This is a genomic window from Amycolatopsis thermalba, assembly GCF_003385215.1.
Lineage (GTDB): Bacteria > Actinomycetota > Actinomycetes > Mycobacteriales > Pseudonocardiaceae > Amycolatopsis_E > Amycolatopsis_E thermalba.
This window is the reverse complement of sequence record NZ_PQHW01000182.1, coordinates 1-5,729: the sequence shown is the minus strand read 5'-3', so window position 1 is coordinate 5,729 and position 5,729 is coordinate 1. Positions and strand designations below refer to the sequence as shown.

8 protein-coding genes are annotated in these 5,729 nt (G+C 67.6%); 6 read left to right on the top strand and 2 right to left on the bottom strand.

The window, feature by feature from the left end:
* Nucleotides 1-337 precede the first annotated feature (337 nt).
* On the bottom strand, nucleotides 338-1,000 hold the full coding sequence (locus D0D15_RS35130; protein WP_094006353.1) for a hypothetical protein: 663 nt from the start codon (nucleotides 998-1,000) through the stop codon (nucleotides 338-340).
* Nucleotides 1,001-1,099: 99 nt separating this feature from the next.
* On the opposite strand from D0D15_RS35130, the gene D0D15_RS35125 reads away from it, so the two are divergent.
* The 4 genes from D0D15_RS35125 (at nucleotide 1,100) to D0D15_RS35110 (ending at nucleotide 4,363) form a co-directional block, all read left to right on the top strand.
* The gene (locus D0D15_RS35125; protein WP_094006354.1) at nucleotides 1,100-1,483 is read left to right on the top strand and encodes a helix-turn-helix domain-containing protein; all 384 of its coding nucleotides are present in this window, start codon (nucleotides 1,100-1,102) and stop codon (nucleotides 1,481-1,483) included.
* Between the two features lie 152 nt (nucleotides 1,484-1,635).
* Nucleotides 1,636-3,102: a helix-turn-helix domain-containing protein gene (locus tag D0D15_RS35120; RefSeq protein WP_198958265.1), complete on the top strand. Its 1,467-nt coding sequence runs from the start codon at nucleotides 1,636-1,638 to the stop codon at nucleotides 3,100-3,102.
* A 4-nt stretch (nucleotides 3,103-3,106) separates the two neighbouring features.
* Entirely contained in the window at nucleotides 3,107-4,045 is a 939-nt protein-coding gene (locus tag D0D15_RS35115; RefSeq protein WP_094006356.1) for an NAD-dependent epimerase/dehydratase family protein, read from the top strand.
* A gap of 111 nt (nucleotides 4,046-4,156) precedes the next feature.
* Nucleotides 4,157-4,363 carry a hypothetical protein gene (locus tag D0D15_RS35110; protein ID WP_094006357.1) on the top strand — a complete coding sequence of 69 codons (207 nt, stop codon included), beginning with the start codon at nucleotides 4,157-4,159 and terminating at the stop codon, nucleotides 4,361-4,363.
* Here the strand turns inward: D0D15_RS35110 and D0D15_RS35105 are convergent.
* Nucleotides 4,360-4,707, bottom strand: a complete 348-nt coding sequence (locus tag D0D15_RS35105) for a GntR family transcriptional regulator (RefSeq protein WP_094006358.1) — start codon at nucleotides 4,705-4,707, stop codon at nucleotides 4,360-4,362. The two genes, D0D15_RS35110 and D0D15_RS35105, sit on opposite strands and share 4 nt — an antisense overlap.
* A gap of 414 nt (nucleotides 4,708-5,121) precedes the next feature.
* On the opposite strand from D0D15_RS35105, the gene D0D15_RS35100 reads away from it, so the two are divergent.
* Together D0D15_RS35100 and D0D15_RS35095 are read left to right on the top strand one after the other, a co-directional pair.
* Nucleotides 5,122-5,388, top strand: coding sequence for a hypothetical protein (locus D0D15_RS35100; protein ID WP_115945077.1), 267 nt, complete (start codon nucleotides 5,122-5,124; stop codon nucleotides 5,386-5,388).
* A complete protein-coding gene (locus tag D0D15_RS35095; RefSeq protein ID WP_094006360.1) occupies nucleotides 5,388-5,684 on the top strand; it encodes a hypothetical protein in 297 nt (98 codons plus the stop codon). Before D0D15_RS35100 ends, D0D15_RS35095 begins: the two co-directional genes overlap by 1 nt.
* The last annotated feature ends 45 nt before the right edge of the window (nucleotides 5,685-5,729 follow it).

The window sequence follows — 5,729 nt, the reverse complement described above, 5'->3', positions numbered from 1 at the left end:
GTGGCCAGGGCCGGGGTCGAACCGGCGACCTTCCGCTTTTCAGCTCTCGGGAAGCCTGTTCGTCGAGGTCCGAACACCGTCGTGACCTTGTACGATACCGGGCTAGCCGACTCCGTGAACGTCTGTGAACGGGACTGAACTGCAACGCGGACTGCAACTGGTCGCGCCTTCCACCATCCCGGGCATCGCCGGGAAGGCTTCGAGGTCGGGCTTGGTCGCCGCGAGGATGCGGCCAGCGGGGCGCACTAGCCGACCATGGCCGCGTCGTAGCGGTCCCACAGCGCGTCCAGCTCCTCCGGTGTGGTCACCACCCCGCGGTAACGCCTCGGTCTCGCGCTCACGCCTCCTTGAAGAACTGCGGGTTGAACCAGCCCTCGATCACCTTGGCGCACCGTTTCCGGAAGTCGGCGTCGTGCAGCGCGGCCACGTGCGCCCGGTGCCAGCGCCAGAACCCAGCCTGCTCCAGCAGCTCGTGCAGCGCCGCCACCGCCAGTTCCCGATCGCCGTCCGGGACACCGGCCAGCCGTAGCGCCTCCTCCTGCCCGTTGCTGCTGTAGACCGCGACACGGGCCAGCGGCGCCAGCAGGGACGCCCCGCCCAGGATCAGCGGCACCGACAGCCCCGCCGACCGCCAGGCCGGGGTGATCTCGCCGCGCCGGAACAGGATCAGCTTCGGCGGGCCGTACGCCGGGACGCGGCGGTCGATCTCGTGCACCAGGCGCCCACCGGGGGCGAGTACCTCATCCAGCACGTCGGCGCCGGGGCCGGACACTGCGCCGTCGAAGACGTCGAAGTCCCGGTTGAGGTCGACCAGCGCGAACTCAACCAGCCCGACCTCGCGGTCCTCGTCCGCGCACAGCTCCAGCTCGTCCACCTCCGCCCGCACCCGCCACATTTCCGGCAACCGGCGGATGTTGGCCAGGTGGAACAGCGGAACCGGCTCGTGTTCGACCTTCAGGGTGATGGACAGCGGACTGGCTGGCAGTTCAATTCTCGTCATGTGATCCTCCGCGCGCCGGTGTCACAGCACCAGCTCTGACCTGCTCTTTCGAGTCCTCATCATGCCTGGGTCAGTGCAGATTGTCACAGTGCGATTTGAATGATGATGATCTTGTCTGTTCTCATCGCTTATAGACCGATACACCTGACGCTCGTGCCACCCCGCGCCGAGATCCCGCCTCGCGAGCCGTTCCTCGGCGCGCTCGGCGCACAGCTCCGTCGCGAGCGGGAAACCCGCGCGCTGTCGATGGAAGACCTCGAAGAACTGAGCGGCGTCGACGCCTCGATGATTGGCCTCATCGAGCGCGGCCAGCGAAACCCCTCCATCGTCATCCTCGGCAGGATGATCGTCCTCGGCCTTGGCATGACACTCGCCGAGTTTTTCAGCAAAGTCGAGGCTCTTCCTGCCCCGTCGCGGGGCATCTCCCCCGAGGAACGCCGGCGAATCGCGCGGGAGAAGCGTCGCGCCTCCCTCGGCGACTAGCCCGGCTCGGTCCTCCTAAGGCGCGGCCACTGAGGCTCAGTCTCCCGACCGGCCCTTGAATGCAGGCTGGTCTCCAGGTTCGATCGCCACCCTCGAACGCCCAAGACCTGCCACAATCCGTGGTGCGCGGACGACGAAGCGGAGGCGACATCGTGACCCAGACCCGACATGGTGAAAGGTGGCTTCACGTGGCCCAGGCAGTCGCCGCTCCCCCAGACGGCTCCGACGCGGGTGAGGTCATCCGCTGGTACCGGCAGCACCACAACCTCACTCAGCAGGAAGCCGCTGACCTGCTCAACACGACGCAGTCCTGGGTGTCCAAGGTTGAGAAGGGCAAGCTCGTGCCCGGCCTTGCCGAGCTGCGGTCCATCGCAGCCAAGCTGCACATCCCGCCGGAACGCCTCGGCATCCTGCCCGACCACTCCGCGGACGCCATCCCCAAGCCCGGGCAGGTCAGCGACGCCGGCGCCCCGCACGAGAGCCAGGAGCACTGGAAGCTCGTACGGCGTGAGCTGAATGCCAACCGCGCCCGACTCGGCGACCTCGCCTCGAAGCTGTACCCGCAGGCCCACTGCATTCCCGGCACCACCGTCTTGACCCAGCCGAGCTGGCTGCCCTCCGAGCCAGTCGAGCTGTCCGACATCGAGCTGTACTGGCTCGCCGAGGCCCTGCCCAAGCCCGCCATCGTCGGGGCCATCGAGCAGACCGAGAGCGTCCGGCCCCTGACCGCGGACGGCGAGCACTTCCGGCTCTACTCCCGCGCGCTGCGCGACCTCGCCCGGCCGAAGCTGCTGGACAACCGTGTGAGCTACCGGCTTGCCGAGGTCGACTGGACCGGCGGCAAGGGCCGCCTCGGGTTCAGCTACACCACCTACTTCGACGTCCTGGACGTCTGCGAGGCCGCAGCGCACGAGTTCGCCGATGGCTGGCTCCGCACTGGCCGGAAACGCCCCAGCCTGGCTCATTTGCCGCTGCGGCGGCACATCGAGGACCCGTTCGACCTGCTCGCGCGGCCGATGCTGCCCAGCATCAACACGCTGACCATACGGCGGGACCCGATCGACGGGCACCGGATGTATCTGCACCGCCGCGACGCCAAGGCCACCGCCGTGGCTGGCGGCATGTTCCACGTCATTCCGGCGGGGGTATTCCAGCCCGCCGCCCTGGCCCCTGCGCACCAGGCCAACGACTTCTCCCTGTGGCGCAACATCCAGCGCGAGTACTCCGAGGAGTTCCTCGGCAACCCGGAGCACGACGGCAACTCCCTTGACCCGATCGACTACGAGCACGACGAGCCGTTCCGGTCCTTCGCCGCTGCTCGCGCGGCCGGCGACTTCCGGGTCTTCACCTGCGCTGTCGTGCTCGAACCGCTGACCCTGTGGGTGGAGCTGCTGACCGTCGCCGTCATCGAGGGGCCAGTGTTCGACCAGCTCTTCGCCGACATGGTGGAAGTCAACGAAGAGGGCGCCGCCGTCAGCACCGACGCGACCCGGCCCACCGTTGGCATCCCCTTCAACACAGAGTCCCGCGAGCGGCTGAAGTCCGAACCGCTGTCGCCGATCTCGCGCGCCTGCATCGAGCTGGCCTGGCAGCACCGGAACACGCTCCTGGCAAGCTGAGCACGTGCGCGTTCTCGTCACCGGCGCTGCCGGGTACCTCGGACACGCCGTCGTCGCCGCCCTCGCCGAACGAGGACACGAGCCGGTGGCGTTCGTGCGCGACGCCGCCAAGGCCCCACGGCAGGCAGCGGCGACGGCAGTCGGGGACGTCGAAGACCCGGCCAGCCTCCGCGAAGCGGTCCCCGGCATCGACGGCGTGTGCCACCTCGCGGCCCGCGCTCGGGTCCGCGAGTCCCTGGCCGATCCCCTGCCGTACTGGCGCACCAACGTCAACGGCACGCTCAACCTGCTCGAAGCCCTCACGGACCGGGACGCGCCGGCCAGCCTCGTGCTCGCGTCGACGGCGGCCGTCTACGGCACTCCGGCCGCGCAGCCCATCAGCGAAGGCGCGCCGATCGCCCCCACGAACCCGTACGGAGCGACCAAAGCCGCGGCCGACCTCGCGGCAGCAAACGTCGCGGCAACCGGCCGGCTCGGCGCGATCAGCCTGCGCGCGTTCAACATCGCTGGCGCCGTCGACGACCACCCGGACCGCGACTTCACCCGCCTGATCCCCAAGGTGCTCGCCGTCCAGGCCGGCCTTGCCGAGGAGCTGGGCGTCAACGGCGACGGGACCGCCGTCCGCGACTTCGTGCACGTCGCCGACATGGCACACGCCTTCGTCCTCGCCATCGAGGCTTGCAGGCCCGGCCTGTGGCGCGCATACAACGTCGGCAGTGGCCGCGAAACGTCCATCAACGACGTCCTCGCGGCCGCCGAGCAGATCACCGGTCGCCCGGTTCGGATCAAGCGGAACCCGCCCGCGAACGAACCCGGCATGCTCCTCGCGGACAGCCGGCGCATCCGCGAGGAGCTGGGCTGGCAAGCCCCGAACTCGGATTTGTCACAGATTCTTTCGGACGGCTGGAAGGCCCTGACCAGCTCGTATGCCGCCCCGGAATAGTCCTTTCCGGAATAGCGCGGACGCGACTGCGCATCGCCTACCAGGGCGGCCGCCTCGGTGGTGTTCTTGGTTCATGACAGCGAACACGAACCCCACCGACGCGAGGTAGCGATGGGCAAGAAGAGCAACATGATTCCGCTGCCCAGTAGCGGCGGCAGCATCCTCCCGAAACTGATCGGCGGCTTGGTCATCCTCGCGACCCTCGCCATCGTGATCAAGCGTCCGAGCGACGCGGCTACCTGGGTTCGCGCAGCAATTGGTTCAGCGACAGACGCGATCGACGGCGTAGCCACCTTCTTCCGTCAGGTCGCCAGCTAGTCCTTTTCGGACTCAAGTTTGGCGACGCGAGCTTGAAGTAGACCAAGTTCGTCCCGCAGCTTGTCCAGCGATTGACGAAGATCATCGAGCGAGGCGACTGGAGTGTCCTTCGGCGGGTTATCCGCAACAAAGACGCCAACCGAAGCCCGCGACACCAGCCAGCCCTCGTCCTGCAGAAGGGCGATCGCCTTCTGGAGCGTCGCGAGCGAAACGCCCTGCTCTTTGGCCATCTCCCGATTGCTCGGAAGCTTGTGCCCAGGTTCCAGCTCCCCCGATCGAACAGCGCGCCGCACTGATTCCGCGACGCGCTCGAAGGGGGCCAACCCTGCCGACAGCATCTCCATGCGGTCAGCATACCTAGCCTGACCCAGCTTGACCTAGTTCACCTGGATGGAGTAGCGACAAACCGACCTAGTTCGACCTAGGCTGAGTCGTGTCAGTCGATGAGGTTCAAGCTTCGCGAATCGACCTCCAGTTGTTTGAAAACTTCATTTACCCGGCCTGGCTCGGAGAAAAGCTAGGGGCGGACAGGTAGCTAAGCCGTAAGCGACCCGCCTAGTCCGTCGCCCTGATGCAAGAAACTGGGCAAAATGCGAAAGCTGAAGCTCTGAACTCTGTCATCTCTCCTGTTCAGAGCCGTAGTGGGCGGGTGGTGCGACTCCTCAAGAGTCGCACCACCGCCCATTCCAACGTTTTCCTTTTTCGTTTCGACGAAGAGAGTTGATATGGAATCCAATGTGATTGAGCGTCCCGTTTTGGTGGCGCTTCGGCTGTCGGAAGAGCGAGCGGCCGAGGGGTACCTGGCTGCGCGCCGGGAGATGGTCCGGCTGGCGGCGCGGGTCGCCTCGATTCGCCAGCTGGTCACCGAGCAGCCGACGCGCGCGGACTACCGGGCCGCGTTGCGGGACGCGCAGGTCGCGCACGGCGCGGCAGTGGAGCGCACCGGGCTGGCCTACCAGCGCTGGCACGCGGCGCAGCTGCGATCCGACGCGCGCTGGACCGCGACCGAAGGGCGGGCTGCCTGATGAAGACCGTGCTGATCACCAGCCATGAGGCCAGCGAGGCGCTGTTCCCGCTGTTCGACGACGACATCGCCACGGTGGCGAGGGAGGACCAGATGGCGGCGGAGATCGCCGAGATTGACGCCCTGATCGAGGAGGCCGAGCGTGGCTGGGCCGCTGCCGAGCAGGTTGAGACGTTCCGCCTGTCGCGGGAGCTGACCGACCAGGTCCGGGCCCGGCGCACCGCCCGGCGGGCGGCTCAGCGAGCACTGCGGTCGCTGCCGGTCCGGCTCGATGCGGTCACGGGGGAGGCGGCTTGATGATCCGCTACACCAGCGTCGAGGACTTCTACGACCGGCTCGCCG